Genomic DNA, 25,521 nt, shown 5'->3' with positions numbered 1-25,521 from the left:
GTCACACGCCGTTCTTCAACAACTACCGTCCGCAGTTCTACTTCCGCACGACCGACGTCACCRGCGCGATCGAGCTGCCGAAGGACAAGGAAATGGTCATGCCCGGCGACAACGTGTCGATCACGGTCAAGCTGATCAACCCGATCGCGATGGAAGAAGGCCTGCGCTTCGCCATCCGTGAAGGCGGCCGCACCGTGGGCTCGGGCGTCGTGGCGAAGATCCTCGACATCTGATTCGAAGAAGCGAAGGAATCACCATGGCTACCAAGCAAAAAATCCGCATCCGCCTGAAGGCGTTCGACTACAAGCTGATCGACCAGTCGGCCGCTGAAATCGTGGACACCGCCAAGCGCACCGGCGCGATCGTCAAGGGCCCTGTGCCCCTGCCGACCCGCATGAAGCGTTTCGACATCCTGCGTTCGCCGCACGTCAACAAGACCAGCCGCGACCAGTTCGAGATCCGCACGCACCAGCGCCTGATGGACATCGTCGACCCGACCGACAAGACCGTGGACGCGCTGATGAAGCTCGACCTGCCGGCCGGCGTCGACGTCGAGATCAAGTTGCAGTAAGCCCTCGGCTGTTGCATTTGTGAAGCCCGCTTACAGAAATGTAGGCGGGCTTTGCTTATTCTGACTTCTCTGTGGCATCCTCGGAAAAATCTGCAACTTACGCAGAAAACGCTCATCAGAAGCGAAGTAATTTCTCAGAGAGGTGCGGAATGCGGGTGAAGTGGGTCTGGCGAAGCATGGCATTGGCGGGCGTGGTGATGCTCGCGGCCTGCGGCGGAGGTGGTGGAGGCGGCGGCGGCTTCGCACTGCCGGTGGCTGCCGGGGGCGTTCCGGGTGTCGGCACCGTCACGCTGAGTGGCACCGCGACCTACGAATCGATTCCCAACGTCAGCGGCGCGCTGGTCTACGCGGCCGCCGCCCCCAAGCCGATCCGGGGCGCCAGCGTCGAGATCATCAACGGCTCGTCGGCGGCGATCCTGGCGACCGCGACCACCGACGCCAGCGGCGCGTACTCGGTGTCGTTGCCGTCGAGCACCTCGGTTCAGGTGCGGGTCAAGGCGCAGCTGACGCAAGGCGGAAATGGCCCGAGCTGGGATGTCACGGTGCGCGACAACACCCAGTCCGATGCCATCTATGCACTCGAGACGCCTTCGTTCTCCACCGGGGCCTCGGCCAGCACACGCGACATCCGGGCGCCGTCGGGCTGGGACGGCAGCCGCTACGCCGGCACCCGGGCCGCAGCGCCGTTCGCGGTGCTCGACACCATCTACGCCGCGCAGGCGAAGATGCTGTCGGTGGCGCCTGGAACGGTCTTTCCGGCGCTGCGCGTCTTCTGGAGCGTCAACAACGTCCCGGCAAGCGGCAATCCTGCGATCGGACAGATCGGAACGACCTCCTTCAGCACCAGCAGCGCCGGGCGCGCCATCTACGTGCTGGGCAAGGAGAACGTCGACACCGACGAATACGACGGCTCGGTGGTCGCCCATGAATGGGGGCACTACTACCAGTCGGCGTTCAGCCGCGACGATTCGCCCGGCGGCAGCCATACGATGACGGACCGGCTGGACCGGCGCGTGGCGTTCTCGGAGGGCTGGGGCAACGCCTGGTCGGGCATTGCGCTGGCCCGCAGCAACTACACGGACTCCGTGGGGCCGGGACAAGGGCAGGGCGCAAATATCGACCTCACGTCGAGCGGGACACCTACTCCTGGCTGGTACCGCGAAGCCTCCATCCACTCGCTCCTGTGGCGCCTGAACGGACAGGTCGGCTTCGGGCCGATCAACGACACCTTGACCAGCGCTGCGTTCAAGAACGGCGTGGCCGTGACGTCCATTCACCCGTTCACGGCGGCTTTCAATGCCGTCGCCCCGGCCAGCGCCTCGGCGCTGAGCGGCCTGCTGATCGGCGAGCAGATCAGCGCGGCCCCCAACGATCCGTTCGGCGCCAACGAAACGAACGGTGGCGGCGCAAGCATCGCCGCGTTCTCGCTCCCGATGTACCGGCCGCTCACACCCACGGCCTGCGTGACCAACTCGGAGGGGGCCGGCAACAAGCTCGGCAGCTTCGTCTACCTCCGATTCACGATGGCGAGCGCTGGCAGCCGTTCGATCACGGTGTCCGGCCCGGCAGCGGCAGACCCGGATTTCACGGTCTATGCTGGCCGACTTGTCGCCGCAAGCGCGGGATTCGGCTCCAGCGAGAGCGCGACGGTCAGCCTGCCGGCCGGCGAGAACGTTCTGGTGATCAACGACTTCAACAATTCCTCGGCGAACACATGTTTCAACGTCACCATCCAGTGAGACTCGCGGCTGCCCTGGCGTGCGCCCTGGCGCTCGCCGCGCCCCTGGCGGTCCAGGCCGCCGGCGGGCCGATGAAGACGGCGCCGATGAAGGCCAACGGTTCCGGCGTGGAGGTGCAATACCGCGTCGATGAAGCGGCCCAGGCCGGCCGACCGGTGTCGGTGCTGCTGAGCTTCGCCGGCGTCGCGGATCCGGCGGGCGCCACGGTGCGCCTCGCCGTCGACGGCGGCCTGTCGCTCGCGGCTTCCGAGACCCAGCGCAGCCTCCCGGCGGGGCAGGCCGCGACCTGGACGGTAGACGTGGTGCCAGCCGCGACAGGCGTCGGCTATCTGCACGTCTTCACGACCCAGTTCGGCGTCACCAGCGTCACGTCGGTGCCGGTGGGGGTGGGAAAACCCGCTGACGCGACGACCGGCGGCGAGACCCTCAAGCAGGGCTCGGGCGGCGACAAGATCCTGCCGATGAAGGTCAAATAGGCCCCTACGCGTCTGCGCCGCCCGGCCACTTGCCTCCGCAGCCCTTTGCGGGCTATAATCTTCGGCTCTGCCTAACTTGCGTCTTTTGGCGCGGGTCGAGCGGAGTTTTATCAACCTTCTTTCGTGAAGCCAAACGGGTAAGCCGTACGGCCAAACGCTGTCGCCAATTGAAGTGGCAGCGGCGGAAGAGGACTTCCATTTTTGGAGAAAACAAATGAGTCTGAGCAACTCCCTCGGGTTGCTGGGCCGCAAGGTGGGGATGATGCGTCTCTTCACCGATGACGGGGACGCAGTTCCTGTCACGGTGGTGGATGTGTCCAACAACCGCGTGACCCAGATCAAAACCCAAGAGAACGATGGCTACGTCGCACTGCAAGTGACGTTCGGTTCGCGCAAGGCATCGCGCGTGACCAAGCCGGCAGCCGGTCACCTCGCCAAGGCGGGTGTCGAAGCTGGCGAAATCATCCAGGAATTCCGCGTGACCGCCGATACGGCCGGTCAGCACAAGGCCGGTGGCGTCATCGCCGCAGCCAGCGTGTTCGCGGTGGGCCAGAAGGTCGACGTGCAAGGCACCTCGATCGGCAAGGGCTTCGCTGGCACGATCAAGCGCCACAACATGAGCTCGCAGCGCGCGTCGCACGGCAACAGCCGTTCGCACAACGTGCCCGGCTCCATCGGTATGGCGCAGGATCCCGGTCGCGTGTTCCCCGGTAAGCGCATGACGGGCCACCTCGGCGACGTCACCGTGACGACCCAGAACCTCGACGTGATCCGCATCGACGAAGCGCGTCAATTGCTCCTGATCAAGGGCGCGATCCCCGGCTCGAAGGGTGGCTTCGTCACCGTGCGTCCGGCCGTCAAGGCCAAGCCGCAAGCCGCTGAAGGAGCCAAGTAATGGAACTCGAACTCCTGAACGAACAAGGCCAGGCCGCGTCGAAGTACGACGCCCCCGAGACCGTGTTCGGCCGTGACTACAACGAAGACCTGGTTCACCAGATCGTCGTCGCATTCCAGGCCAACGCCCGCCAAGGCACGCGCGCCCAGAAGGACCGCGAGCAGGTCAAGCACTCGACCAAGAAGCCTTTCAAGCAAAAGGGAACGGGCCGCGCCCGTGCTGGTATGACGTCCTCGCCGCTGTGGCGCGGGGGTGGCCGGATTTTCCCGAACATGCCCGACGAAAACTTCTCGCAGAAGATCAACAAGAAGATGTACCGCGCCGGCATGGCGTCGATCTTCTCGCAGCTCGCTCGCGAAGGCCGTCTGGCCGTGGTCGATTCGATCAAGGTCGACTCGCCCAAGACCAAGGCGCTGGCCGCCAAGTTCAAGGCGATGAACCTTGAGTCCGTGCTCGTGATCGCCGAAGAAGTCGACGAGAACCTGTATCTGGCCTCGCGCAATCTCGTCAACGTGCTCGTGGTCGAGCCGCGCTACGCCGATCCGGTGTCGCTGGTTCACTACAAGAAGGTGCTGGTCACCAAGGGTGCCGTCGACAAGCTCAAGGAGATGTTCGCATGAGCCGCATGAACCCTACTCCCAAGCAGCGTCAGTTCGACGAAGGTCGCCTGATGAACGTGCTGGTCGCCCCGGTCGTGTCCGAAAAGGCCACGATGGTCGGCGAGAAGTCCAATGCCGTCACCTTCAAGGTGCTGCAGGACGCCACCAAGCCAGAGATCAAGGCCGCTGTTGAACTGATGTTCAAGGTCGAAGTCCAGGGCGTGTCGGTGCTCAATACCAAGGGCAAGTCCAAGCGCTTCGGCAAGTCGATGGGTCGTCGCGACAACGTTCGCAAGGCCTATGTCACGCTGAAGGCTGGTCAAGAGCTCAACCTCGTCGGGGAAGGCGCTTAATCATGGCCGTCATCAAGATGAAACCCACTTCGCCGGGCCAACGCGGCGCGGTGAAGATCTCGCGGGACCACCTGTACAAGGGTGCTCCTCACGCCCCCCTTCTGGAACCCCAGTTCCAGAAGGCCGGTCGCAACAACAACGGTCACATCACGACCCGTCACAAGGGTGGTGGCCACAAGCACCACTACCGCGTGGTGGACTTCGTGCGCAACAAGGACGGTATCCCGGCCAAGGTCGAACGCATCGAGTACGACCCGAACCGCACCGCCCACATCGCGCTGGTGTGCTACGCCGACGGCGAGCGCCGCTACATCATCGCCCCGCGCGGGCTGGAAGCCGGTGCAACGCTGCTGAGCGGTTCGGAAGCCCCGATCCGCGCCGGCAACACGCTGCCGATCCGCAACATCCCCGTCGGCTCGACCATCCACTGCATCGAACTGCAACCCGGCAAAGGCGCGCAGATCGCTCGCTCGGCAGGTACGTCCGCAACGCTGCTGGCCCGCGAAGGCGTCTACGCCCAGGTCCGCATGCGCTCGGGTGAAGTGCGCCGCGTGCACGTCGAATGCCGCGCCACCATCGGTGAAGTCGCCAACGAAGAACACAGCCTGCGCCAGCTCGGCAAGGCCGGTGTGAAGCGCTGGATGGGTATCCGCCCGACCGTTCGCGGCGTGGTGATGAACCCGGTCGACCACCCGCACGGTGGCGGCGAAGGCAAGACCGGCGAAGGCCGTCATCCTGTCGACCCATGGGGCAATCTGACCAAGGGTTATCGCACCCGTAACAACAAGCGCACGCAAGTCTTCATCGTGTCGCGTCGCAAGAAGTAAGGGTTAGCACATGACTCGCTCTCTCAAAAAGGGTCCGTTCGTCGACCACCACCTCGTGGCCAAGGCCGACAAGGCCGTGACGAACAAGGACAAGAAGCCGATCAAGACCTGGTCGCGTCGCTCGATGGTCCTGCCCGAGTTCATCGGCCTGACCATTGCCGTGCACAACGGCAAGCAGCACGTGCCCGTGTACATCACCGACCAGATGGTCGGCCACAAGCTCGGCGAATTTGCGCTCACGCGCACGTTCAAGGGGCACCCCGCGGACAAGAAAGTCCAGAAGAAGTAAGGAACGACCATGTCTGAAACACGTGCAGTCCTCCGCGGCGTCCGCCTTTCGGTCGACAAGGGCCGTCTGGTCGCTGACTTGATCCGCGGCAAGAAGGTCGATCAAGCGCTCAACGTTCTGCAGTTCACGCAGAAGAAGGCCGCTGTGATCATCAAGAAGGTGCTCGAGTCGGCCATCGCCAACGCCGAGCACAACGACGGTGCCGACATCGACGAACTGAAGGTCAAGACCATCTACGTCGAGCAGGGCGCCACGCTCAAGCGCTTCACCGCGCGCGCCAAGGGTCGCGGTAATCGCATCAGCAAGCCCACGTGCCATGTGTACGTGACGGTTGGCAATTAAGGCTGGAAGAACTATGGGACAGAAAATCCACCCAACCGGCTTCCGCCTCGCGGTCAGCCGTAACTGGTCCAGCCGCTGGTACGCAAGCAACAAAGACTTCGCCGGCATGCTGGCCGAAGACATCAAGGTGCGCGAGTACCTGAAGAAGAAGCTCAAGAATGCATCCGTTTCGCGCGTGCTGATCGAGCGTCCCGCCAAGAACGCCCGCATCACGATCTACTCGGCACGTCCGGGCGTCGTGATCGGCAAGAAGGGCGAGGACATCGAGAACCTCAAGCGTGAACTCGGTCGCCAGCTCGGCGTGCCGGTCGCGGTCAACATCGAAGAAGTGCGCAAGCCCGAAATCGATGCCAAGCTGATCGCCGACAGCATCACGCAGCAGCTCGAAAAGCGGATCATGTTCCGCCGCGCCATGAAGCGTGCGATGCAGAACGCCATGCGTCTGGGTGCCCAGGGCATCAAGATCATGTCGTCGGGCCGCCTGAACGGCATCGAAATCGCGCGTTGCGAGTGGTACCGCGAAGGTCGCGTGCCGCTTCATACGCTGCGCGCCGACATCGACTACGGCACCTCGGAAGCCAAGACCACCTACGGCGTCATCGGCGTCAAGGTCTGGGTCTACAAGGGCGACACGCTGGGTCGCAACGACCTGCCGGCCGTCGAAACGCCGCGTCCTGACGACGAGCGCCGCCCCCGCGGCCCGCGTCGCGATGGCCGCCCGGGTGGCGACCGTCCGGGTTCGGACCGTCGCGGTCCTGGCCCGCGCGCTGGTGCCCGTGGCCCGATCGGCGGCAACGTCGCTCCGGCCGATGGCAGCGACAAGCCCGCAGAAGCCACTGGTGGAGCTCCGGCTGCACCGGGTGCAGACTCGAAACCCGCCGTTAAGCGCGTACGCAAAGCCGCGCCAGCTGCAGCAGCTGACGGTGCCAAGACCGAGTGATCGGTCTTAGAACTACGGAGTAACAAAAATGCTGCAACCTGCACGCAGAAAGTTCCGCAAGGAACAAAAGGGCCGCAACACCGGCATCGCGACGCGCGGCAACGCAGTGTCGTTCGGTGACTTCGGCCTGAAGTCGATCGACCGCGGCCGCCTGACGGCCCGCCAGATCGAAGCCGCACGTCGCGCGATCTCGCGCCACGTCAAGCGCGGTGGACGCATCTGGATTCGTGTGTTTCCCGACAAGCCGATCTCCCACAAGCCCGCAGAAGTGCGGATGGGTAACGGCAAGGGCAACCCCGAGTACTACGTCGCCGAAATCCAGCCTGGCAAGGTGATCTACGAGATCGTCGGCGTGCCCGAAGAGCTCGCCCGCGAGGCGTTCCGTCTGGCCGCTGCCAAACTGCCGCTGCGCACGACTTTCGTCGCACGCCAGCTCGGCGCCTGATCGAGGAGAACACCATGGCAACACGTAAGAAGAAGGAAGTCGCGGCTCCGGCCAAGACTTCGAAGGCAGCAGCGCTGCGCGACAAGGACGTCGCCGGCCTGCAAACCGAAATCAAGGACCTGCAGAAGGCCCATTTCGGCCTGCGCATGCAGAAGGCCACGCAACAGCTGTCGAACACCTCGACGCTGCGCGTGACGCGCCGCGACATCGCGCGCGCCAAGACCATTCTTGCGCAGAAGCAGCAAGAAACCCCAGCCGCCAAGTAAGGAGTGAACATGACGGAAGTTAAAAAGTCCCTCAAGCGCACCTTGATCGGCAAGGTGGTCAGCGACAAGCGCCAGAAGACCGTGACCGTGCTGGTCGAGCGTCGTGTCAAGCACGAGCTCTACGGCAAGATCGTGGCCAAGACCAGCAAGTACCACGCCCATGACGAAAATGGCGAATACAAGCTGGGCGACACCATCGAGATCACCGAAAGCCGGCCGATCTCGAAGTCGAAGAACTGGGTGGTGACCCGCCTGGTTCAAAAGGCCGCTCTGGTCTGATCGCAGGCGAAGCAGCCAAACCGAAAGCGGCCCACAATGTGGGCCGTTTTTCTTTTTCTGGAGCACATCACATGATCAAAGTCGGCGACACCCTTCCTCCCGCAACCCTGCAGGAATATTCCGAGGTGGAAGGCGAGGGCTGCAGCATCGGCCCGAACCCGGTCGACGTCACCAAGGCAGCCGCGGGCAAGACCATCGCGCTGTTCGCGCTGCCCGGCGCCTTCACGCCGACCTGTTCGGCCAAGCACGTGCCGGGCTATGTGCAGCACTACGACGACTTCAAGGCCGCCGGCGTCGACGAGATCTGGTGCGTGAGCGTCAACGACGCCTTCGTGATGGGCGCCTGGGCGCGCGACCAGAACACCGGCACCAAGGTCCGCATGCTGGCCGACGGCAGTGCCGCCTTCGCCAACGCCACCGGGCTCACGCTCGACCTGACCTCGCGCGGCATGGGCGTGCGCAGCAATCGCTACTCGATGCTCGTGAAGGACGGCAAGGTCGCCAGCCTGAACGTCGAAGGCCCGGGCAAGTTCGAAGTCAGCGACGCCGACACTCTGTTGGCACAAGCCAAGGGCTGAGGCTCAGCTCTTGTTCGTGGAATACCGCGGAACCGGCTTCGCCGGGCCGCTGGTATGGCCCCCGGGAGGGGATGGGCGGCTACACGAAGTGAGCCAACCTGGGGGCGAGCTACAGATCAGCTTTCAGGTAGTGCGACCCCGCGATGGGGTTGTGATAGTAGGGCGGCACTTCCGCGAAGCCCAGGTCCTCGTAGAGGGCGCGGGCTGACTCCATGTCGTCCAGCGTGTCCAGCAGCACGCAGGCATAGCCGGCGCCGCGGGCGGCATCGAGGATGGCCTCGGCCAGTTGCCGGCCCAGGCCGAGCCCACGGAACTGCGGTCGCACGTAGAGCCGCTTCATCTCGGCCGCATTGGGATAGTCGGCCGCGTCCAGGGGGCGCAGCGCACAGCAGCCCGCGACGTGCGCGAGCCGGCCCTGGGCTCGCGGCAGCGGCTCGGCGGCGACCGCGGCCGTGACCTCGGTGGTGTCGACCAGCGCCAGCAACAGGGCGCCGCGAGGCTCCGCGTATTCCCCCGGCAAGCTGGCCAGTTCCTGGTCGAAATTCTGGAAACCGAGATCGATCTGCAGCGAAGCGGCGTAGTCGCGGAAGATCGCGCGCACCGCCTCGAACTCGCGCGCCTCGTCGGGCGTGACCATGACGATGTTCGGCGCATCTGCCAGCGGCAGCGGACGTGACAAGGAATGGCTCATACGCGCAGCGACGCGATCCAGGTCGCAAGGGCGGCGCAGGCTGCAAACACCGCCATGGCCAGCAGCCGCGAGGCGGCGTCGTCGCGGCTCGGCGCCGCGGCGGCGCCGTCGACGAGTCGCTTGTCGCCCGTGATCATCGGCCGCACCAGCCGTTGCCGACGGACCAGCACATAGAAGAGAACGGCCAGCAGGTGCAGGCTGACCAGCGCGATCACGATCCACTTGCCCTGGACCGCGTGCCAGTGGGTGGCCGCGGCGACGATGCCACTGGAGGCGAAGCGGGCGAGCGGGCCGGAGGCCGCGATCTCGTCGTCGGCCACCAGGCCGGTCGCGACCTGGATCGCCAGCAGGCCCAGCAGGGCGAACACCGACAGGGCTCCCAGCGGCGAATGGCCGATCAGGTGATCGGGGTGGGCGCGCCCGCGCAGATAGTCGACCACCGAGCCGGGCGAATAGAGAAAGCTCGCGAAGCGCGACCAGCGTCCGCCCACGAAGCCCCAGAACCCTCGGAACAGCAGCAGCGCCAGCAGCGCGTAGCCGATCCGGAAGTGCCATTCCATGGCGCCGCCGAGCCCGGTCGCGATCTGGGCGGTCACGGCGGCCGCCAGCAGCCAGTGGAAAACGCGCGTTGGCAGGTCCCAGATGCGCGTGTGCTGCGAGGGGGCGACCTCCAGCCCCGCGCGGTGCGTGTGGGTCTGGAACGAAGCGGTCATCGGTGGCGGCGGGCGCAGGAGCGGGATCCGCAGATTAGCAAACTTCCGGGGTCGCGGGTTCTGCGGGTTACCTCTAGTCGCAGGTGGCGGCCAATCCCTAAACTGGCCCGCGCGGCATCGCCCGCCACTTGAACAAGAAAGAACCACGCATGAAAAGTCCAGCCGTGCTCGCCCTTGCGGCCGCTTCGTTTGCGCTCGCGGTTCCAGCCGCCGCGCAGTTCGCCAAGGCCGAGGATGCCATCAAGTACCGTCAAAGCGCCATGTTCATCCAGAGCCAGACCTTTGGCCGTCTGGCCGGCATGGCCAGTGGGCGGGTGCCCTATGACGCAGCGGCGGCCGCCGCCAACGCCGAGGTGGTGGCCCAGATATCGAGGCTGCCGTGGAGCGGCTTCGGGCCCGGCACCGAAGGCGGCAAGGCCAAGCCAGAGATCTGGAAGGAGCAGGCCAAGTTCAAGGAACTCAGCGAGCGGCTGATGGCGGACGCCGACAAGCTGGTGCTTGGCGCCAAGGCCGGCAATCTCGATGCGTTGAAGGCCGCGGTGGGCGCGGCGGGTGACACCTGCAAGACCTGCCACGACACCTTCAGGAACAAATAGCTCGCCCCCAGGTTGCCCGGCACTTCGTGTCCGGGCGCCCACCCCCTACCGGGGGCAACACCAGCGGCCCGGCGAAGCCGGTTCCGCGGTGTTTCACGAAGGGGCCGGGCTGCGCCGGCCGAAGGGTTAGGCTTCGGCGAGCAGTTTCTCGATGAGCTTATGGAGCTCGGCGAAGTCGGGTTCGCCGACGTAGCGCTTCACGATCTCGCCACGCTTGTTGACGACGTAGGTGGTGGGGGTCAGCTGCACGTCGCCCCAGGCCTTGGCGACGGCGCCGGTGTTGTCGATCGCCACCTTGAACGGCAGCTTGCGGGTCTCGGCGAAGTTGACCACGTAGCTCGGCGGGTCGTAGCTCATGGCCACGGCCAGCGTGTCGTAGCCGCGCGCCTGGTACTTGTCGTAGGTGGCGATCACCTTGGGCATCTCGGCGACGCAGGTGACGCAGCTGGTGGCCCAGAAATTGACCAGCGTGACCTTGCCCTTGAGGTCGTCGGTGCTCTTCTTGCTGCCGTCGAGCAGCACGAAGGTCGATGCCGGCGCCGCCGACACCCCGGTGCTCAGGTAGACACCGACGCCGACGGCCAGGGCGATCGCGACAGCGGCGGTGCAGACGACTTTTTTCATGGAAGAAGGATGGAGCGGGCCTGCGGATTTTAGTTCCGATCGGGCTCGCTCGATAATCGAGCTCCCGATGCCCTTGCCACCCCGACTCCGCCTCGCCGCGTTCGCGTGGATTGCCGCCAGCGCGCTCGCCGGCTGCAGCCCGACCTTCAACTGGCGCGAAGTGCCGATCGGCAACGACGGCGTCGTCGCGCTGCTGCCGTGCAAGCCCGACCGCGCGACCCGCTCGCTCCCATTGGGCGTCGAGGCGGTCACGGTGGACATGGCGGGCTGCGAGGCTGGCGGCGCCACCTTCGCGGTCGCCCATGCGGTCGCCGGCAGCCCGGCGCAGGCCGAAGGCTGGATGCGGGCCTGGCGCGCCGCGACTCGCGGCCAGATCGCCGGTGTTCCGGCCACCGAAACCGAGGCCGCCCTGCTTCGGGCGGCGAACGCACCCGCGCCGGTGCGGCTCGACACGCAGGACGCCGGCGCCGGTACGCAGGCCACGGCCCTGCATGTGATGTGGTTTGCGCAACTGCATCCGGAGGGGGTCTCGCTGTACCAGGCGACCGTGCTCGGCAAGCCTTCTTCGACGGACGCGCTCCCCACCTTCTTCGAAGGGTTGCACATCCCGTGAGCCCGTCGCCGCCCGGTCGCATTGTGGGATGCTTGCGTGTTGTCTTCCTTCTACATCCTGCGGGCGCCCCCGCATAATCGAGAGACCGTCCGCCGATCCGCATGAACAGCATCCTCATCATCGCCCACTCGCCGCTCGCCCAAGCGCTGCGGCAGTGCGCGCTGCATGTTTTTCCCGACAGCGAGGCGTCGATCGCCGCGCTCGACGTGCTGCCCAATGTGTCGCCGGACGAAACCCTCGCTGCCGCCCGCATCATGCTGGCCCAACTGCAGCTCATCCCGCGCTCGCAGGTGCTGGTGCTGGCCGACGTGTTCGGCGCCACGCCCTGCAACGTGGCGCAGAAGCTGGTCGACGGCGTCCGCTCGCGGCTGGTGGCGGGCGTCAACCTGCCGATGCTGCTGCGCGCGGTGAGCTACCGCAACGAGCCGCTCGACACGCTGGTGCAGCGCGCGCTCACCGGCGGGACGGCCGGCGTGATGCAGGTGGCGGTGGCAGCGCCGCAGAATCAGGCAAGAAGAAAGCACAGTGACAAAGACATCCGTGACCATCAGCAATAAGCTGGGGCTGCATGCACGCGCCTCGGCCAAACTCACCAAACTCGCGGGCAGCTTCCCGTGCGAGGTCTGGCTCGCGCGCGGCGATCGCCGCGTCAATGCCAAGAGCATCATGGGCGTCATGATGCTGGCCGCGGGCCTCGGCGTCACGGTGGAGATCGAGACCATCGGCGAGCGCGAGCAGGAGGCGCTCGATGCGATCGTTGCATTGATGAACGACAAGTTCGGCGAGGGCGAGTGACCTTCGTTGTCCACGGTCTCCCTGTTGCCCGTGGCATCGCCATCGGGCGGGCGGTGCTGGTGGTCTCGAGCCGCATCGACGTCGCCCACTACTTCATCAAGCCGGAACAGATCGAGACCGAGATCGATCGGGTCCGGATGGCGCGCAACGCGGTGGCCGAGGAGCTGCAGAAGCTGCAGGCCAGCGTCGCGCTGATGGGGCCCAACGATGCACCGCACGAACTCTCGGCGCTGCTCGAGGTGCACCAGATGCTGCTGCAGGACGAGGTGCTCACGGGCGGCGTCAAGCACTGGATCGTCGAGCGGCTCTACAACGCCGAATGGGCGCTGACCACCCAGCTCGAGGTGGTGGCGCGCCAGTTCGACGAGATGGAGGACGAATACCTGCGCGAGCGCAAGGCCGACCTGGAGCAGGTGGTCGAGCGGCTGCTGCACCGCATGAAGGGCACGGCGGCGGTGCTGGCGCCGACGCCGCCGCGCCGCAAGCGCACCGCCGAGGAAGACGACCACCACGACCTGATCGCCGGCGACGCCTTCGATGCGCCCTTGGTGCTGATCGCGCACGACCTGTCGCCGGCCGACATGCTGCAGTTCAAGAAGAGCGTGTTCGCGGGCTTCGTGACCGACGTCGGCGGGCGCACCTCGCACACCGCGATCATCGCGCGCAGCATGGACATCCCGGCCGTGGTCGGCGCCCGCAGCGCCAGCCAGCTGGTGCGCCAGGACGACTGGGTGATCATCGACGGCGATGCCGGCGTGATGATCGTCGACCCGTCGCCGATCATCCTGGCCGAATACGGCTTCAAGCAGCGCCAGGGCGACCTCGAGCGCGGGCGCCTGTCCCGGCTGCGCCACAAGCCGGCCGTGACGCTGGACGGCCAGCGGGTCGAACTGTTGGCCAACATCGAGATGCCCGAGGACACGCTGGGCGCGGTCAAGGCCGGCGCGGTCGGCGTCGGGCTGTTCCGCAGCGAGTTCCTCTTCATGGGGCGCGAATCGCACAACCTCACGCGGCTGCCCGACGAGGAGGAGCAGTACCAGGCCTACCGGCGCGCGGTCGACGGCATGAAGGGCATGCCGGTCACGATCCGGACCATCGACGTCGGGGCCGACAAGCAGCTGGACGGCAAGATGGGGCGTGAGGATTCGCACCTGAATCCGGCCCTGGGCCTGCGCGCGATCCGCTGGAGCCTGGCCGACCCGGCGATGTTCCTGACGCAGTTGCGCGCCATCCTGCGGGCCGCGGCGCATGGCGAGATCCATCTGCTGATCCCGATGCTGGCGCACGTCAGCGAGATCCGCCAGACGCTCTCGCTGATCGACTTCGCGCGCGCCGAACTGGACAACCGCGGTGTGGTGCACGGCAATGTGAAGCTCGGAGCGATGATCGAGATCCCGGCCGCCGCGCTGACCCTCAAGACCTTCCTGAAGCACTTCGACTTCCTGTCGATCGGCACCAACGACCTGATCCAGTACACGCTGGCGATCGACCGCGCCGACGAATCGGTGGCGCACCTCTACGATCCGGCCCATCCGGCCGTGTTGCGGCTGGTGGCCGACACCATCGCCGAGTGCCGGCGGCAGGGCAAGGGCGTCAGCGTCTGCGGCGAGATGGCCGGCGACGTGATGTTCACGCGGCTGCTGCTGGGCCTGGGGCTGCGCAGCTTCTCGATGCATCCGTCGCAGATCCTCGCGGTCAAGCAGGAAGTGATCCGGGCCGACACCAGCAAGCTCGAAGCCTGGGCGCGCGAGGTGCTCGAGTTGGAGAATCCGGCCGCCGCGCTGGTGCGATAGGCCGGCGCCGGGCCGGGCGTGGGGCCAGTGCCGCAACAAAACGAAACACAGCGAAACCGCGGCGCAAGGATTTCGGCGACCCCTGAGCCGAGCATCGAGTCTTCCGGATCACACCGATCCTCTTGAAGGAAGACTCCCATGAAACCCTGGTTCAAACGTTCTCTATTCGGACTCGCCGGTGCTGCGCTCGTGGCCGGCAGCCTGGCTGGCTGTTCCGGCCATCGCCATGGCTGGAGCGGCTCGGAGCAGGACCGCGCCGAGTTCCGCGCCCGGATGGTCGAGCGCGTGGGCAGCAAGCTCGATCTGGACGCCGCGCAGAAGCAGAAGCTCACCGTGCTGACCGAAAAGCTCCAGGCGCAGCGGGCCGCGCTGCGCGGCGGTGGCGACCCGCGGGCCGAGTTCCGCAGCCTGTTCGCCGGCGCCAAGCTCGACCAGGAGCGGGCGAAGAAGCTGGTCGATGACAAGACGGCCGCGGTGCAGGCGGGGAGCCCCGAAGTGATTGCCGCGGCGGCCGACTTCTTCGACAACCTGAACCCGGCGCAGCAGCAGAAGGTGCGTGACTTCATGGACCGCGGCGGTCGCCGGTGGGGCCGGGGATGACGCCCCCGCCCGGCGGCGTGCGCACGATGCTGCGGCTCGAAGGGCTGGCCATGCTGGCGGCGGCGCTGCTGGGCTACGCCCAGCTCGGGGCCGGCTGGGGCGCCTTCGCCTTGCTGTTCCTCGTGCCCGACCTCTCGCTGCTCGGCTTCCTGGCCGGGCCGCGGGTCGGCGCGGCGGTGTACAACGCCGCGCACTCCTACCTCGGGCCCTTCGCCGTGCTCGTCGCCGGGGTGCTGGGCGAACAGCCGGTGGCGCTCGCCGTGGGTCTGGTCTGGTGCGCCCACATCGGCTTCGATCGGCTGCTGGGCTTCGGGCTGCACCATGGCGACGGCTTCGGTGTCACCCACCTGGGCCGCATCGGCCGCGCCGACCCCTGGTGAGGTAGCGGCTTCCGGTGTCGCCCGAATGCACAATCGCCGCATGCCCCGCATCCTGCTGATCGACGATGACGAGCACCTCGGCGCGCCGCTGGCAAGCTACTTTGCGCGCTTCGATTTCGTGCTGGACAGTGCGAGCCGGCCGAGCGAAGGCCTGGCAAGGCTGCGCGCCCAGCCCTACGACGCCGCGATCCTGGACGTGATGCTGCCCGAGATGGACGGCTTCGCGCTGTGCCGCGAGATCCGCAAGGAGAGCGACATCCCGATCGTGATGCTGACCGCGCGCGGTGACGTGATGGACCGGGTGGTCGGACTCGAGCTCGGCGCCGACGACTACCTGCCCAAGCCCTTCGAGCCGCGCGAACTGGTGGCGCGCGTGCAGACCATCCTGCGCCGCCAGCGTGCGGTGCCGGCGGCGCCCCCGGCGCAGCGCCGGGAGTTCGAGGGCCTGTCGATCGACCTCGACCGGCGCGAGGTCCTGCGCCACGGCGAGCGCGTCGACCTCACCGGCACGGAGTTCGAACTGCTGGCCCTGCTGGCGGACCAGCCCGGCAAGGTCTGGAGCCGGGACGACATCCTGAATCGCCTGCGCGGCCACGAGGCCGAGCTCTACACGCGCGCGGTCGACATCGTCGTGAGCCGACTGCGCAAGAAGCTCGAACCGCTGGACTGCATCAAGACCCTGCGCAACGCGGGCTACGCGCTCGCCGTCGGCAAGAGCACGCCATGAAGCCGCAGCGCAGCGGGCAGAGCCGCTGGCGACATCGCTGGCGGCATTCGCTGCGCGTGCGCCTGATCCTCGTGTTCGTGCTGCTCGCGCTGGCGATGACGGCGGTGTTTCTCGGCGGCATGCAGCGGGCCTTCTCGACCGGCTGGCGCGATGCCGCCCGGCCCCTCGTCGCCGACTACATGGATCGCATCGTCGCCGAACTCGGCACGCCGCCCGACGTGGCGCGTGCCCAGGCGCTGGTCACCCGGTTGCCGATCTCGATCCGTATCGAGGGGCCGGTCGTGAACTGGGATTCGCACGCCGATCGCCCCCGGCATGGCTTCGGCCAGCGCGGCGATTGGCTCCACCGCACGACCGCCGACGGCCACCGCATCAGTTTCGGGGTCGGCACGCTGCCCTGGGAACGCGAACCGCAGGGCATCGGCTGGATCACGCTCGCGCTGCTGCTGGGCTTGATCGTCCTGGCCTACGCGTACGTCCGGCGCCTGTTGCGGCCGCTCGACGACATCCGCGCCGGCGCCGAGCGTTTCGGGCGCGGCGCCTTCGAAGTGCCGATTCCGCTGCGCCGGCGCGACGAACTGGGCGAGCTCGCGCAGCGCATCAACACCATGGCGCACGACATCCAGGGCATGCTCGACGCCAAGCGCGCGCTGCTGCTGGCGCTCAGCCACGAGCTGCGCTCGCCGCTCACGCGGGCGCGTCTCAATGCCGAACTGCTGCCGGCGACGCCCGAAGGCGCGGCCGAACGCGCCGCGCTCCTGCGCGACCTGGCCGAGATGCGCGACCTCATCAGCGACCTGCTCGAAAGCGAGCGGCTCGCCAGTCCGCATGCCGCGCTGCATCGTGAGCCGGTCGATCTGGCCGCCCTGGTGCGCGAGGTGGCGAACGAGCTGTCCGGCGGGCAGGACATCGTCACCGAGAACCCGGCGGATCTGCCAATGCTCTCGCTGGACCGTTCGCGCGTCCGCCTCCTGGTGCGCAACCTGCTCGACAACGCGTTGCGCCACGGCGCCGAAGGCGAAGAACCCCCGCGTGTGACGCTGCGCAGGGCCGGGCAGGGCATCGAACTGGAGGTGCGCGACTTCGGCCCGGGCGTCGACGCGGCGCAGCTGGAGCGCCTGACCGAGCCCTTCTACCGCACCGACAGTGCGCGCCAGCGCGCGACCGGCGGCGTCGGGCTCGGCATGTACCTGTGCCGGCTGGTGGCCGAGGCGCATGGCGGCACGCTTGCCGTGCGCAACGCGGCGCCCGGGCTCGCGGTCACCGTCTTACTGGCTTGACGCGGATGCGCGAGCCTGCTCCACGGCATCGTCCACGCTCCAGGCGGCGTACAGGGAAGGCGGCAGGTCGGGGTTGCGCACCTGGTCGAGCAGATCACGCAGCGTGTCCTTGACACGCGCGAGCACCAGCTGCGCGCCGCACCGGCGAATGGAGGCGGCGAAGTCGCAGAGCGCCTCGATGCTGGTGCCGTCGAGGTCGGCCGACTCCTCGAGGCTGAGCACCAGGTGGCCGAGCGGCCGGGCCGCTTCCACGCGGGTCCGGATCGCGGCGAACACCGCATCGGCATTGCCGAAGAACAAGGGCGTTTCGGGCCGCGCGATCAGCATGCCGGCGGGCACCCGGGCTTCGGGGTGGCGCGCGGTGTCGACGTAGTCGTGGCCCTGCGCGAGCCGGCCGAGCCAGCTCACCTGGGCGCCCGACATGCCCTGCAGCAGCATGAGCAGGCTGACGCCGATGGCGGCCAGCAGCCCGTCCAGCACGCCGAACAGCAGCACTGCGCCGAACGCGACCAGGGCGACGAGCCGGTCGCGCCGCCAGGCGAAGTAGGGCCGCAGGCTGCGGGGATCCAGCATGTGGCCGACGGCATGGATCACGATCGCGGCGAGCAAGGGCTCCGGGGTATGCATGATCCACGGCAGCAGCGTGATGGCCGCGAGCAGGACCACGGCGCAGGCGACCAACCCGGCCGCACGGCTCTGCGCGCCGGCGGCCTCGTTGGCCGAGGTGGCCGAATAGCCGGCGCCGACCGGCATCCCCTGGAACAATCCCGACGCCAGGTTGGCGGCGCCGAGTGCGAGCAGGTCGCGGTTGGCCGACACCTTGTCGCCGTGCCGCAGCGCGAAGGTGCGAATCGACCCGCAGGATTCCGCGTAGAGGATCAGCGCCATCGCGAAGGCCAGCTCGCCCATGCGCAGCCATTGCTCGCGCGACAGCTCCGGCATGCCGGGCCGCGTGAACCCGAATTCGATCGGCCCCACCGCGGCGATGTGCCATTGCTGGCAGAAACCGGCCACGTCCAATGCGATGCCCGCGGCGATCACCAGCAGCGCCGCCGGCACCGCGCGCCAGCGCCCCAGGCCATGCAGCAGGGCCACGCCGACGCCGGCCATCGCCAGGCCGGCGAAGTTCCACTGGCCGATGCTGGCGAACAGCTCCCACGACAGGCGCAGAAAGTCGCCATGCCCCGGATGGACGTCGACGACCTTGGGCATCTGCTTGGCCACGATGGTCAGCCCCAGCCCGAGGGCGAAGCCGCGCAGCACCGGCTTGGCGATCAGGTTCGACACGGCGCCGAGCCGGGCCGCGGCCGCGATCAGGAAGAAGACACCCGTCAGCAGCACGATCGCGGCGCCGAGCGCCAACTGCAGCGCGGTGCCGTGGCCGTTGGCGGCGCTGGTGGCTGCCAGCAGCACGGCGGCCGAGGAAGAGGTGGCCGAGACGATCGCGAAGCGGCTGCTTCCCAGCAGGCCATAGACGAGCAGGCCCGCCAGGAGCGCGATCACGCCCGATTGGGGCGGCAACCCCGCAATGCCCGCATAGGCCACCGCCTCGGGCAACAGCAGACCGGCGATCGAGAGGCCGGCGACCCAGTCGGCGGTGCGGATGGCGCGACGCGCGGGCAGCGGGGTCACGCGCGACGCCTGCGCGCAGCCTGTCGCCTGAAATCACTCGGACTGCCGCCGGTGTGCGCCCCGAAGACGCGGCTGAAATGCGAGAGGTTGCTGAAGCCCGAGGCGAGCGCGATGTCGGTGATCGGGCGCGCCGCGTTGGCCGGGTCCAGCAGTTGGCGGATGCTGCACGCCAGCCGCTGGTGGAGGATGTAGCCGGTGAGTGTGTCGTCGTCGCCGGCGAAGGTGTTGTGCAGGTGGCGTTTGCTGCAGCGCAGCGCCAGGGCGATGCCGTCGATCGACAGCGCCGGGTCGCGCAGGTGCTGCGCCACGTGCTGGCGGATCCGGTCTTTCAGCGCTTCCCGCTGGGTGCGCGGCGTCTCCTGGCCGGCCAGCTCCATCAGCGACAGCCGCACCAGCTGGATGATGAGCTCGCCGGCGCCGCGCGCGGCCGCCTCGCTCATGCAGACCGGCGCACGCTCCCGCGGCGGGACTTCATCGGTCGACAGAACCATGGACACGGTCATAAGGGCTTGGCTGAAAAACTCCGCCCATTTTCCGGCCCGCCGCGGTGCCCGCAGCTTGCGGGTTAACCACTAGCGGCGTGCACGCTGCGACAAGTGCTTTGTGCGCAGCGGGCACAGCCCTGGAACGCGCCCGTGATCCTCGCCACCCGCGCCATCGCGACGCCGCTGGCCTGCGGCAACACGGTGGTGCTCAAGGGCTCGGAGCTGTGCCCCGAGACCCACGCGCTGATCGTCGAGGCGCTGAACGACGCCGGCCTGCCGCCCGGCGTGGTCAATTTCGTCACCAACGCGCCGGCCGACGCGGGCGCGGTGGTCGAGGCGATGGTGGCGCATCCGGCGGTGCGCCGCGTCAACTTCACGGGCTCCACGCGGGTGGGTCGCCTGATCGCTCAGACCTGCGCCAAGTACCTCAAGCCGGTGGTGCTCGAGCTCGGCGGCAAGGCGGGCGTGGAGGCCTTCACCGAACTGCGCTGGATCACGGTCCAGACCACGCCGCGCCACTATCCCTTCTGAGCGGCGTGCCTTGTCGCCTTGGCTACCGGCCCTGGCGCAGGCCGGAGCTACGATGCGCCGGCATCAGACACCCCAAGGAGACACGCGCATGAGCAGCACCCTCAGCAATCGCCAGGTCCGCCTCGCCAAACGGCCCGAAGGCGCGGCCACGCGCGACAACTGGCAGTTCACCACCGAGCCGGTCGCGGAACCCACCGAAGGCGGCGTCCTGGTCAAGAGCCTGTCGCTCTCGCTCGACCCCGCGATGCGCGGCTGGATGAACGAGGGCAAGAGCTACATCGCGCCGGTCGAGATCGGCGCCGTGATGCGCGCAGGCGGCGTCGGGCGCGTGATCGCGTCGCGCAACCCGGCCTTCGCGGTCGGCGACACCGTGTACGGCACGCTCGGCGTCCAGGAGTACGTGCTGATCCCCCAGGAGGAGATCCAGCGCAACGGCCTCGCCAGAATCGACCTCGGCGCCGGCTCGATCACGCAATGGCTCAACGTGCTGGGCATGCCCGGCATGACCGGCTACTTCGGCCTGATGGACGTCGGGCAGCCGAAGCCGGGCGACACCGTGGTGGTCTCGGGTGCGGCCGGCGCGGTCGGCCAGACCGTCGGCCAGCTCGCGAAGATCAAGGGCTGCCGGGTGGTCGGCATCGCCGGCGGCCAGGCCAAGTGCGACTGGGTGGTGAAGGAGCTGGGCTTCGACGCCTGCATCGACTACAAGGCCGGCCCCTCGGCGGTGCGCGAGGGCCTGAAGGCCCATTGCCCCAAGGGCGTGGACATCTACTTCGACAACGTCGGCGGCGAGATTCTCGACACGGTGCTCGCCAAGCTGGCGCGCGGCGCCCGCATCATCATCTGCGGCGCGATCAGCCAGTACAACAACACGACGCCGGTGCAGGGACCGAAGAACTACCTGAGCCTGCTGGTGAACCGCGCCCGCATGCAGGGCATCGTGGTGTTCGACTACGCCGACCGCTATCCGGTGGCGATCGCCGAGCTGTCGGGCTATCTGAAGGACGGCCGCATGAAGAGCCGCGAAGACGTGGTCGAGGGCATCGACACCTTCCCCGAGGCGCTCACGCGCCTCTTCACCGGCGAGAACTTCGGCAAGCTGGTGCTCAAGGTCGCGGACTGAGCCTGTTCAACGCGCCCGCGTACCCATCACCGCGGCGCTGATGATCAGCACCGCGGCCAGCGCGATGCTCCAGCTCAGCGGCCGCCCGGTGATCAGCAGCAGCAGCGCGGTCGACGCCAGCGGCGTGATGTAGCTCAGGATGCCGATCTGCCGCGCATCGCCGCGTTTCAGCGCCAGGTCCCAGAAGAAGAAGGCGGCACCCAGCGGGCCCAGTCCGCACAGCGCGACCAGCAGCCAATCGCGCGACGACAGCGCGGCCGAGGGCTCCAGCAGCGCGTGGCACAGCAGCGACAGCGCCCCCGAGACCAAGCCGAACAGGCCGATCGCCCGGGTCGGAAAGGCGGGCACGCGTCGGGTCCACAGCGAGAAGCTGGCCCAGATGAAGGCCGAGCCCAGCGCCGGCAGGAAGCCCCAGTAGCTGCCGCCCCCGGCGCTCGAGGTGCTGCCGCGCGCCCCGAGGATCGCGATCGCCGCGCCCGTGAAGCCCAGCAGCGCCGCCACCACGTGCAGCGGCCGCAGCGACATGCCCGGCAGCAGCACCGGCGCCAGCACCACCATGAACAGCGGCCAGAGGTAGTTGACCAGGTTGGCCTCGACCGGCGGCGCATGGCGCAGCGCGATGAAGAGCAGGAAGTGGAAACCGAAGAGCCCGTAGACGCCCAGCGCCAGCGTTCGCAGCGGAACCGCCCAGGCGCGGCGATCGCGCAGCACCAGCGGCCAGCTCAGCAGGCTGCCGATGATGAGCGCCAGCCCTGTCAGCAGGAACGGCGGCAGGTGCGAGAGCGAAGTGCCCAGCGAGGCCAGGGTGGCCCAGAGGGCGATGGCGGCGAGGGCGTTGAGCGTCGGGGACATGCCGCCGAGCTTAAGCGGGCAGATCGTCGCACAACGCCGGGGTGCCGTCGCGCAATGACGGTCAGGCGTGGCGTCGCAGGGCGGCGGTGAGCGCCGAAGGCGAGAGGTAGCCCGTGCGGCGAGCGGTCTCTGCGACGCTGATGCCGCTGTCGCGCAGATGCCGCGCATGCGCCAGGCGTTGAATTCGCAGCCAGTGCATCGCGCTCACGCCCTGCTCGTCGCGGCAGCGCTGCGCGAACTGGCTGGGGCTGAGGCAGGCCACCGCTGCGAGATCCGCGACGCCCAGCGGCCGGTGCCAGCGCAGCTGCGCCCAGGCGGCCAGCGCCGTCCAGTCGATCGCGCGGCCGCGCGCCAGCGACACCGCGGGCCCCCAGGCTTCGAGCAGCAGGGAGGGCGCATGGTGCAGCGCCAGGGCCGGCGGCGAGGGCTGCGCGAAGCAGTGCGCAAGGTAGCGCGACAGGGCCCGCATCGGTTCGGCCGCGGGTGTGCGCCCGGCGCAACGCGTCCACAGGTCCTGCGCCGTGTCGAGCACCAGGCATTGGCTGCCGGTCTTCGATTCGAAGTCGTGCCGGTCGCCGGGCGCGATCACCCAGCCGTCGCCTGGGCCGAGCCGGCGAATCCGGCCTTCGACCTCGAGTTCGAGCACGCCATCGAGCCCCACCAGCACCTGGAAGTGTCCATGCGCATGGCTGCCGCGCGAGGCACCGTAACGGCGCAGCGAGAGGCCGTGGGAAGAGACGGGGGATTCGTGGCGTTGCATGGCGAGGCCGTCGATTCTGCGCGCCTCGCCGGGGCCTGTCACCCCAGCCGCAGCAGCAGCGCCGAGGCGCCGCAAACCAGCAGGAAGGGGATGCTCAGGCGATGGAATTCGCGCAGGCCGTTCGGCAGCTTCGCCAGCCTGAGCGCGATCAGGTTGGCCAGCGAGCCCAGCACGCAGCCGAAGCCGCCCACGCTCACGCCCGCGGCCAGCGCCGGCAGGTCGTGCACGAAAGGATCGAGCACGATGGCGGCGGGCACGTTGCTGATGAACTGCGAGGTGAAGATCGCCGCCAGGTAGGCGCGCCATCCTTCGCCGATCGGCCACTGGCCGAGCAGCGTCGCGACCGTGGGCAGCTCGGCCAACTGGCGCAGGTCGACGAACATCAGCGCGATGATCGCCAGCAGGGCCCAGTCGATGCCCAGCAGCACGCGCGGGCGCAGCAGCAGGAAGGCGCCGAACACCATGCCGAGGCCGGCCAGCAGCCAATGGCGGTCGAGCGCGATCACGAAGCCGACGAACAGCAGGCCCGACAGCGCCAGCAGGCGCGGCTGCACCGGTGCCGCGTCGCGCGCCGCCGGTTTGAGCGCGATCGGGACCCGCGGCACCATGAACCAGATCGCGGCGAACAGCCAGAACAGCATCACCGCCACGGTCGGCGCCATCATCGCCACGAAGCCGACGAAGCTCTCGCCCGAGCGATGCCAGAGGAACAGGTTCTGCGGGTTGCCGATCGGCGTCAGTGCCGAGCCGGCATTGACCGCCAGCGCCTCGATCACCACCAGCCGCGCCAGCGGCAGGTGCGCCTGGGTCGCGAGCACGCGCGTGAGCGGCACCAGCAGGAACAGGCTGACGTCGTTGGTCACCAGCGCCGACAGCACGGCGGCGCTGGCGGCCAGCAGCAGCACCAGGCGGCGCAGGTCCGTGGTGCGTGCCAGCAGCCGCGCCGCGGCGGCCTGCAGCATGCCGCTGCGCTCGACGCCCTGGGTGATCGCCAGCAGACCGGCCAGCGCGCCGAGGGTCTGCCAGTCGACCAGCCGGAGGTAGTCCATCGGTGCGCGCGGGCGGACCAGCGCGAAGAGGACGGCGGCGGCCAGCAGCACCCACAGCAGGCCATGGCCGCCGCCGTGCTCGGCAGCGTCCGGGCCGGCGTCAGCGCGCGGGGAGCTCACGCAACTCGCGCTTGAGCACCTTGCCGATCGCGCTGCGCGGAAGCTCGTCGATGAACTGCAGGCGGGCCAGGCGCTGGGTCTTGCCGAGCTGGTCGTTGGTCCACTGCAGCAGCGCCTCGGCCGTCGTGTCGTCGCCGCCGCGGCGCACCACGAAGGCCACCGGCGTCTCGCCCCATTGCTCGGAAGGCACGCCGACCACCGCCACGTCGGCCACCGACGGATGGGCGCGCACCACGGCCTCGAGGTCGCTCGGATAGATGTTGAAGCCGCCGCTGATGATCATGTCCTTCTTGCGGTCGAACAGTGTCAGGAAGCCGTCGTCGTCGAAGCGGCCGACATCGCCGGTGCGGATGAAGCGCTTGCCCGTGGGATCGAACCACTCGGCTTCGCGGGTCTTGGCCGGTTGGCGGTGGTAGCCGACCATCATGCCGGCCGAATGCCCGACCACTTCGCCGTCCTCGCCGCGGGCGACTTCGCGGCCTTCCTCGTCGATCAGCCGGATGTCGCTGCCTTCGGCCGGCCGGCCCACGGTGTGCAGCTTGTCCGGGTGCAGGTGGGCCTCGAGGATGCAGGTGCCGCCGCCTTCGGTCATGCCGTAGAACTCGATCAGGCCGCCGGGCCAGCGCTTGAGCACGTCGGCCTTGAGCGCCGCGTTGAAAGGCGCGCTGGTGCTGAACTTGTACTTGAAGCTGGCGAGGTCGTGGGCATCGAAATCGGGGCGTGCCATCAGGCGCTGGTACTGCACCGGCACCAGCATGGTGTGGGTCACGCGGCGGTCCTCCGCCAGCTTCAGGTAGGCCGCGGCGTCGAACTTGGGCATCAGCACCACGCAGCCGCCGAAGGCGAGCGTCGGGAAGAACACGACCAGCGTGGTGTTGGAGTAGAGCGGCGTCGACAGCAGCGTGACTGTTTCGGGCCCGTACTCGTACGTGGCGCCGCGCTGCACGTGGGCCCAGCGCATGCCGTGGCCCTGCACGATGCCCTTGGGCTCGCCCGTGGTGCCCGACGAATAGATGATGTTGAAGGGCCAGGCCGGCTGAGGTTCGACCGCGGCGGGCCTGACGCCTGCCGGTGCCAGCCAGCGCTCGAAGTCGCCGCCGGCCGCGGAGCCATCGAGCGCGATGCGCGGGATGGCGCCTTCGGCCGCCGGCCCGATCACTGCCGCGGAGGCTTCATCGACGAACAGGACGCGCGCTTGGGCGTCCTCGATCATCCGCGCCAGGCTGGCGGGCGTGGAGCCAGGGGCCAGCGGAGCGACCGCGATGCCGGCACGAAGCGCACCGAGGAACACGGCCGCGTAGTGGACGCTCGACGCCGCGCAGATCGCGATCGCGTCGCCGGCACCGAGGCCGTCTCGCTGCAGGCTGGCCGCGATGCGGTCCATCAGCGCATCGAGCGCGCCGTAGTTCAGTTCGCGCGCGGCATCGGCCAGTGCGGGCCGCTCGGGGGCTCGCTGCGCGTGGATGGAAATCAGATCGGCGATCACGCCGAAGTCGCGGCGGATGGCGGCCTCGAAATGGCTCATTTTTTCGTTAGCTCCAAAGGGTCGGGCGATGGC

34 protein-coding genes and 1 pseudogene are annotated in these 25,521 nt (G+C 68.1%); 26 read left to right on the top strand and 9 right to left on the bottom strand.

Going from position 1 to position 25,521, the window contains the following annotated elements:
• The 15 genes from AC1D2O_RS13205 to AC1D2O_RS13135 all read left to right on the top strand — a co-directional run.
• A partial coding sequence (locus AC1D2O_RS13205) for an EF-Tu C-terminal domain-related protein (protein WP_478157152.1) occupies nucleotides 1–233 on the top strand: 233 nt, incomplete at its 5' end.
• Nucleotides 234–256: 23 nt separating this feature from the next.
• A complete protein-coding gene (gene rpsJ, locus AC1D2O_RS13200) occupies nucleotides 257–571 on the top strand; it encodes a 30S ribosomal protein S10 (RefSeq protein ID WP_028250951.1) in 315 nt (104 codons plus the stop codon).
• 149 nt (nucleotides 572–720) lie between these two features.
• Nucleotides 721–2,310 (top strand): hypothetical protein, encoded by a 1,590-nt coding sequence (locus AC1D2O_RS13195; protein ID WP_478094194.1) that lies wholly within the window; start codon nucleotides 721–723, stop codon nucleotides 2,308–2,310.
• Nucleotides 2,307–2,786 (top strand): hypothetical protein, encoded by a 480-nt coding sequence (locus AC1D2O_RS13190; RefSeq protein ID WP_478094196.1) that lies wholly within the window; start codon nucleotides 2,307–2,309, stop codon nucleotides 2,784–2,786. The genes AC1D2O_RS13195 and AC1D2O_RS13190 overlap by 4 nt, the downstream gene beginning before the upstream one ends.
• A 214-nt stretch (nucleotides 2,787–3,000) precedes the next feature.
• Nucleotides 3,001–3,681, top strand: coding sequence for a 50S ribosomal protein L3 (rplC, locus tag AC1D2O_RS13185; RefSeq protein ID WP_478157150.1), 681 nt, complete (start codon nucleotides 3,001–3,003; stop codon nucleotides 3,679–3,681).
• Entirely contained in the window at nucleotides 3,681–4,301 is a 621-nt protein-coding gene (gene rplD, locus AC1D2O_RS13180) for a 50S ribosomal protein L4 (RefSeq protein ID WP_286569495.1), read from the top strand. The genes rplC and rplD overlap by 1 nt, the downstream gene beginning before the upstream one ends.
• Before the next feature lie 5 nt (nucleotides 4,302–4,306).
• Nucleotides 4,307–4,633, top strand: coding sequence for a 50S ribosomal protein L23 (gene rplW, locus AC1D2O_RS13175; RefSeq protein WP_478091358.1), 327 nt, complete (start codon nucleotides 4,307–4,309; stop codon nucleotides 4,631–4,633).
• 2 nt (nucleotides 4,634–4,635) lie between these two features.
• Nucleotides 4,636–5,460, top strand: coding sequence for a 50S ribosomal protein L2 (gene rplB, locus AC1D2O_RS13170; RefSeq protein WP_286370947.1), 825 nt, complete (start codon nucleotides 4,636–4,638; stop codon nucleotides 5,458–5,460).
• A 10-nt stretch (nucleotides 5,461–5,470) separates the two neighbouring features.
• Nucleotides 5,471–5,749, top strand: coding sequence for a 30S ribosomal protein S19 (gene rpsS / locus AC1D2O_RS13165; RefSeq protein ID WP_062478874.1), 279 nt, complete (start codon nucleotides 5,471–5,473; stop codon nucleotides 5,747–5,749).
• A gap of 9 nt (nucleotides 5,750–5,758) precedes the next feature.
• Nucleotides 5,759–6,091: a 50S ribosomal protein L22 gene (gene rplV / locus AC1D2O_RS13160; protein WP_007838134.1), complete on the top strand. Its 333-nt coding sequence runs from the start codon at nucleotides 5,759–5,761 to the stop codon at nucleotides 6,089–6,091.
• Nucleotides 6,092–6,104: 13 nt separating this feature from the next.
• Nucleotides 6,105–7,031 carry a 30S ribosomal protein S3 gene (gene rpsC / locus AC1D2O_RS13155; RefSeq protein ID WP_478091344.1) on the top strand — a complete coding sequence of 309 codons (927 nt, stop codon included), beginning with the start codon at nucleotides 6,105–6,107 and terminating at the stop codon, nucleotides 7,029–7,031.
• Nucleotides 7,032–7,059: 28 nt separating this feature from the next.
• Nucleotides 7,060–7,476, top strand: a complete 417-nt coding sequence (gene rplP / locus AC1D2O_RS13150) for a 50S ribosomal protein L16 (RefSeq protein WP_028250943.1) — start codon at nucleotides 7,060–7,062, stop codon at nucleotides 7,474–7,476.
• A 14-nt stretch (nucleotides 7,477–7,490) separates the two neighbouring features.
• Nucleotides 7,491–7,742, top strand: a complete 252-nt coding sequence (gene rpmC, locus AC1D2O_RS13145; RefSeq protein ID WP_478091346.1) for a 50S ribosomal protein L29 — start codon at nucleotides 7,491–7,493, stop codon at nucleotides 7,740–7,742.
• Between the two features lie 9 nt (nucleotides 7,743–7,751).
• A complete protein-coding gene (gene rpsQ / locus AC1D2O_RS13140; RefSeq protein WP_442287817.1) occupies nucleotides 7,752–8,021 on the top strand; it encodes a 30S ribosomal protein S17 in 270 nt (89 codons plus the stop codon).
• A gap of 71 nt (nucleotides 8,022–8,092) precedes the next feature.
• A complete protein-coding gene (locus AC1D2O_RS13135; protein WP_478091347.1) occupies nucleotides 8,093–8,599 on the top strand; it encodes a redoxin family protein in 507 nt (168 codons plus the stop codon).
• 109 nt (nucleotides 8,600–8,708) lie between these two features.
• On the opposite strand, the gene AC1D2O_RS13130 is transcribed toward AC1D2O_RS13135, so the two are convergent.
• Nucleotides 8,709–9,290, bottom strand: coding sequence for a GNAT family N-acetyltransferase (locus AC1D2O_RS13130; RefSeq protein ID WP_478091349.1), 582 nt, complete (start codon nucleotides 9,288–9,290; stop codon nucleotides 8,709–8,711).
• Nucleotides 9,287–10,003 carry a cytochrome b/b6 domain-containing protein gene (locus tag AC1D2O_RS13125; RefSeq protein ID WP_478091351.1) on the bottom strand — a complete coding sequence of 239 codons (717 nt, stop codon included), beginning with the start codon at nucleotides 10,001–10,003 and terminating at the stop codon, nucleotides 9,287–9,289. The genes AC1D2O_RS13130 and AC1D2O_RS13125 overlap by 4 nt, the downstream gene beginning before the upstream one ends.
• A 149-nt stretch (nucleotides 10,004–10,152) precedes the next feature.
• Here AC1D2O_RS13125 and AC1D2O_RS13120 point away from each other — a divergent pair, with 149 nt between their 5' ends.
• Nucleotides 10,153–10,599: a c-type cytochrome gene (locus AC1D2O_RS13120; protein ID WP_478091352.1), complete on the top strand. Its 447-nt coding sequence runs from the start codon at nucleotides 10,153–10,155 to the stop codon at nucleotides 10,597–10,599.
• Nucleotides 10,600–10,725: 126 nt separating this feature from the next.
• On the opposite strand, the gene AC1D2O_RS13115 is transcribed toward AC1D2O_RS13120, so the two are convergent.
• The gene (locus AC1D2O_RS13115) at nucleotides 10,726–11,223 is read right to left on the bottom strand and encodes a TlpA family protein disulfide reductase (RefSeq protein ID WP_478091354.1); all 498 of its coding nucleotides are present in this window, start codon (nucleotides 11,221–11,223) and stop codon (nucleotides 10,726–10,728) included.
• Nucleotides 11,224–11,290: 67 nt separating this feature from the next.
• On the opposite strand from AC1D2O_RS13115, the gene AC1D2O_RS13110 reads away from it, so the two are divergent.
• The 8 genes from AC1D2O_RS13110 to AC1D2O_RS13075 all read left to right on the top strand — a co-directional run bounded on the left by AC1D2O_RS13110 (nucleotide 11,291) and on the right by AC1D2O_RS13075 (nucleotide 17,411).
• Complete coding sequence (locus AC1D2O_RS13110; protein ID WP_478091355.1) at nucleotides 11,291–11,836, top strand: hypothetical protein; 546 nt, start codon at nucleotides 11,291–11,293, stop codon at nucleotides 11,834–11,836.
• A 101-nt stretch (nucleotides 11,837–11,937) separates the two neighbouring features.
• The gene (locus tag AC1D2O_RS13105; RefSeq protein WP_478157148.1) at nucleotides 11,938–12,393 is read left to right on the top strand and encodes a PTS sugar transporter subunit IIA; all 456 of its coding nucleotides are present in this window, start codon (nucleotides 11,938–11,940) and stop codon (nucleotides 12,391–12,393) included.
• A complete protein-coding gene (locus AC1D2O_RS13100; RefSeq protein ID WP_442287809.1) occupies nucleotides 12,362–12,631 on the top strand; it encodes an HPr family phosphocarrier protein in 270 nt (89 codons plus the stop codon). Before AC1D2O_RS13105 ends, AC1D2O_RS13100 begins: the two co-directional genes overlap by 32 nt.
• Entirely contained in the window at nucleotides 12,628–14,424 is a 1,797-nt protein-coding gene (gene ptsP / locus AC1D2O_RS13095) for a phosphoenolpyruvate--protein phosphotransferase (protein WP_478157146.1), read from the top strand. The genes AC1D2O_RS13100 and ptsP overlap by 4 nt, the downstream gene beginning before the upstream one ends.
• 138 nt (nucleotides 14,425–14,562) lie before the next feature.
• Nucleotides 14,563–15,024, top strand: coding sequence for a Spy/CpxP family protein refolding chaperone (locus AC1D2O_RS13090; protein ID WP_442287807.1), 462 nt, complete (start codon nucleotides 14,563–14,565; stop codon nucleotides 15,022–15,024).
• Nucleotides 15,021–15,404, top strand: coding sequence for a DUF4260 domain-containing protein (locus AC1D2O_RS13085; protein ID WP_478091154.1), 384 nt, complete (start codon nucleotides 15,021–15,023; stop codon nucleotides 15,402–15,404). Before AC1D2O_RS13090 ends, AC1D2O_RS13085 begins: the two co-directional genes overlap by 4 nt.
• A gap of 40 nt (nucleotides 15,405–15,444) precedes the next feature.
• Complete coding sequence (locus tag AC1D2O_RS13080) at nucleotides 15,445–16,131, top strand: response regulator transcription factor (protein WP_478091152.1); 687 nt, start codon at nucleotides 15,445–15,447, stop codon at nucleotides 16,129–16,131.
• Entirely contained in the window at nucleotides 16,128–17,411 is a 1,284-nt protein-coding gene (locus AC1D2O_RS13075) for a HAMP domain-containing sensor histidine kinase (protein ID WP_478091151.1), read from the top strand. Before AC1D2O_RS13080 ends, AC1D2O_RS13075 begins: the two co-directional genes overlap by 4 nt.
• Here the strand turns inward: AC1D2O_RS13075 and AC1D2O_RS13070 are convergent.
• Both AC1D2O_RS13070 and AC1D2O_RS13065 read right to left on the bottom strand, forming a co-directional pair.
• Nucleotides 17,400–19,034, bottom strand: coding sequence for a SulP family inorganic anion transporter (locus tag AC1D2O_RS13070; protein ID WP_478091159.1), 1,635 nt, complete (start codon nucleotides 19,032–19,034; stop codon nucleotides 17,400–17,402). The two genes, AC1D2O_RS13075 and AC1D2O_RS13070, sit on opposite strands and share 12 nt — an antisense overlap.
• 5 nt (nucleotides 19,035–19,039) lie before the next feature.
• Entirely contained in the window at nucleotides 19,040–19,534 is a 495-nt protein-coding gene (locus AC1D2O_RS13065; protein ID WP_478091158.1) for a helix-turn-helix domain-containing protein, read from the bottom strand.
• Nucleotides 19,535–19,663: 129 nt separating this feature from the next.
• Between AC1D2O_RS13065 and AC1D2O_RS13060 the strand changes: the two are divergent.
• Together AC1D2O_RS13060 and AC1D2O_RS13055 are read left to right on the top strand one after the other, a co-directional pair.
• Nucleotides 19,664–19,990, top strand: a pseudogene (locus AC1D2O_RS13060) (aldehyde dehydrogenase family protein); the annotation flags it as partial.
• Between the two features lie 157 nt (nucleotides 19,991–20,147).
• Nucleotides 20,148–21,182 (top strand): NADP-dependent oxidoreductase, encoded by a 1,035-nt coding sequence (locus tag AC1D2O_RS13055; protein ID WP_478091150.1) that lies wholly within the window; start codon nucleotides 20,148–20,150, stop codon nucleotides 21,180–21,182.
• A 6-nt stretch (nucleotides 21,183–21,188) separates the two neighbouring features.
• On the opposite strand, the gene AC1D2O_RS13050 is transcribed toward AC1D2O_RS13055, so the two are convergent.
• The 4 genes from AC1D2O_RS13050 to AC1D2O_RS13035 all read right to left on the bottom strand — a co-directional run bounded on the left by AC1D2O_RS13050 (nucleotide 21,189) and on the right by AC1D2O_RS13035 (nucleotide 25,488).
• Nucleotides 21,189–22,034: a DMT family transporter gene (locus AC1D2O_RS13050; protein WP_478091149.1), complete on the bottom strand. Its 846-nt coding sequence runs from the start codon at nucleotides 22,032–22,034 to the stop codon at nucleotides 21,189–21,191.
• Nucleotides 22,035–22,095: 61 nt separating this feature from the next.
• Nucleotides 22,096–22,794, bottom strand: coding sequence for a helix-turn-helix domain-containing protein (locus AC1D2O_RS13045; protein WP_478091147.1), 699 nt, complete (start codon nucleotides 22,792–22,794; stop codon nucleotides 22,096–22,098).
• A gap of 38 nt (nucleotides 22,795–22,832) precedes the next feature.
• Nucleotides 22,833–23,963, bottom strand: coding sequence for an SLC13 family permease (locus AC1D2O_RS13040; protein WP_478157143.1), 1,131 nt, complete (start codon nucleotides 23,961–23,963; stop codon nucleotides 22,833–22,835).
• The gene (locus AC1D2O_RS13035) at nucleotides 23,944–25,488 is read right to left on the bottom strand and encodes a class I adenylate-forming enzyme family protein (RefSeq protein WP_478157142.1); all 1,545 of its coding nucleotides are present in this window, start codon (nucleotides 25,486–25,488) and stop codon (nucleotides 23,944–23,946) included. The genes AC1D2O_RS13040 and AC1D2O_RS13035 overlap by 20 nt, the downstream gene beginning before the upstream one ends.
• Nucleotides 25,489–25,521: the final 33 nt, after the last annotated feature.

This window comes from Variovorax sp. P1_G12 (genome assembly GCF_056405555.1).
The sequence above is the reverse complement of the archived record's forward strand: the minus strand, read 5'-3'. Positions and strand labels throughout refer to the sequence as shown.

Coding starts and splice junctions, on each gene's coding strand:
- AC1D2O_RS13135 (WP_478091347.1), top strand. CDS start 8,093: ATGATCAAAGTCGGCGACACCCTTCCTCCCGCAACCCTGCAGGAATAT.
- rpsQ (WP_442287817.1), top strand. CDS start 7,752: ATGACGGAAGTTAAAAAGTCCCTCAAGCGCACCTTGATCGGCAAGGTG.
- rplV (WP_007838134.1), top strand. CDS start 5,759: ATGTCTGAAACACGTGCAGTCCTCCGCGGCGTCCGCCTTTCGGTCGAC.
- rpsJ (WP_028250951.1), top strand. CDS start 257: ATGGCTACCAAGCAAAAAATCCGCATCCGCCTGAAGGCGTTCGACTAC.
- AC1D2O_RS13125 (WP_478091351.1), bottom strand. CDS start 10,003: ATGACCGCTTCGTTCCAGACCCACACGCACCGCGCGGGGCTGGAGGTC.
- AC1D2O_RS13065 (WP_478091158.1), bottom strand. CDS start 19,534: ATGGTTCTGTCGACCGATGAAGTCCCGCCGCGGGAGCGTGCGCCGGTC.
- rplP (WP_028250943.1), top strand. CDS start 7,060: ATGCTGCAACCTGCACGCAGAAAGTTCCGCAAGGAACAAAAGGGCCGC.
- AC1D2O_RS13115 (WP_478091354.1), bottom strand. CDS start 11,223: ATGAAAAAAGTCGTCTGCACCGCCGCTGTCGCGATCGCCCTGGCCGTC.
- rplC (WP_478157150.1), top strand. CDS start 3,001: ATGAGTCTGAGCAACTCCCTCGGGTTGCTGGGCCGCAAGGTGGGGATG.
- AC1D2O_RS13075 (WP_478091151.1), top strand. CDS start 16,128: ATGAAGCCGCAGCGCAGCGGGCAGAGCCGCTGGCGACATCGCTGGCGG.
- AC1D2O_RS13090 (WP_442287807.1), top strand. CDS start 14,563: ATGAAACCCTGGTTCAAACGTTCTCTATTCGGACTCGCCGGTGCTGCG.
- AC1D2O_RS13130 (WP_478091349.1), bottom strand. CDS start 9,290: ATGAGCCATTCCTTGTCACGTCCGCTGCCGCTGGCAGATGCGCCGAAC.
- AC1D2O_RS13105 (WP_478157148.1), top strand. CDS start 11,938: ATGAACAGCATCCTCATCATCGCCCACTCGCCGCTCGCCCAAGCGCTG.
- rpmC (WP_478091346.1), top strand. CDS start 7,491: ATGGCAACACGTAAGAAGAAGGAAGTCGCGGCTCCGGCCAAGACTTCG.
- AC1D2O_RS13050 (WP_478091149.1), bottom strand. CDS start 22,034: ATGTCCCCGACGCTCAACGCCCTCGCCGCCATCGCCCTCTGGGCCACC.
- AC1D2O_RS13055 (WP_478091150.1), top strand. CDS start 20,148: ATGAGCAGCACCCTCAGCAATCGCCAGGTCCGCCTCGCCAAACGGCCC.
- AC1D2O_RS13085 (WP_478091154.1), top strand. CDS start 15,021: ATGACGCCCCCGCCCGGCGGCGTGCGCACGATGCTGCGGCTCGAAGGG.
- rpsC (WP_478091344.1), top strand. CDS start 6,105: ATGGGACAGAAAATCCACCCAACCGGCTTCCGCCTCGCGGTCAGCCGT.
- AC1D2O_RS13080 (WP_478091152.1), top strand. CDS start 15,445: ATGCCCCGCATCCTGCTGATCGACGATGACGAGCACCTCGGCGCGCCG.
- AC1D2O_RS13035 (WP_478157142.1), bottom strand. CDS start 25,488: ATGAGCCATTTCGAGGCCGCCATCCGCCGCGACTTCGGCGTGATCGCC.
- rpsS (WP_062478874.1), top strand. CDS start 5,471: ATGACTCGCTCTCTCAAAAAGGGTCCGTTCGTCGACCACCACCTCGTG.
- AC1D2O_RS13195 (WP_478094194.1), top strand. CDS start 721: ATGCGGGTGAAGTGGGTCTGGCGAAGCATGGCATTGGCGGGCGTGGTG.
- rplB (WP_286370947.1), top strand. CDS start 4,636: ATGGCCGTCATCAAGATGAAACCCACTTCGCCGGGCCAACGCGGCGCG.
- AC1D2O_RS13110 (WP_478091355.1), top strand. CDS start 11,291: ATGCCCTTGCCACCCCGACTCCGCCTCGCCGCGTTCGCGTGGATTGCC.
- AC1D2O_RS13045 (WP_478091147.1), bottom strand. CDS start 22,794: ATGCAACGCCACGAATCCCCCGTCTCTTCCCACGGCCTCTCGCTGCGC.
- AC1D2O_RS13120 (WP_478091352.1), top strand. CDS start 10,153: ATGAAAAGTCCAGCCGTGCTCGCCCTTGCGGCCGCTTCGTTTGCGCTC.
- rplD (WP_286569495.1), top strand. CDS start 3,681: ATGGAACTCGAACTCCTGAACGAACAAGGCCAGGCCGCGTCGAAGTAC.
- rplW (WP_478091358.1), top strand. CDS start 4,307: ATGAACCCTACTCCCAAGCAGCGTCAGTTCGACGAAGGTCGCCTGATG.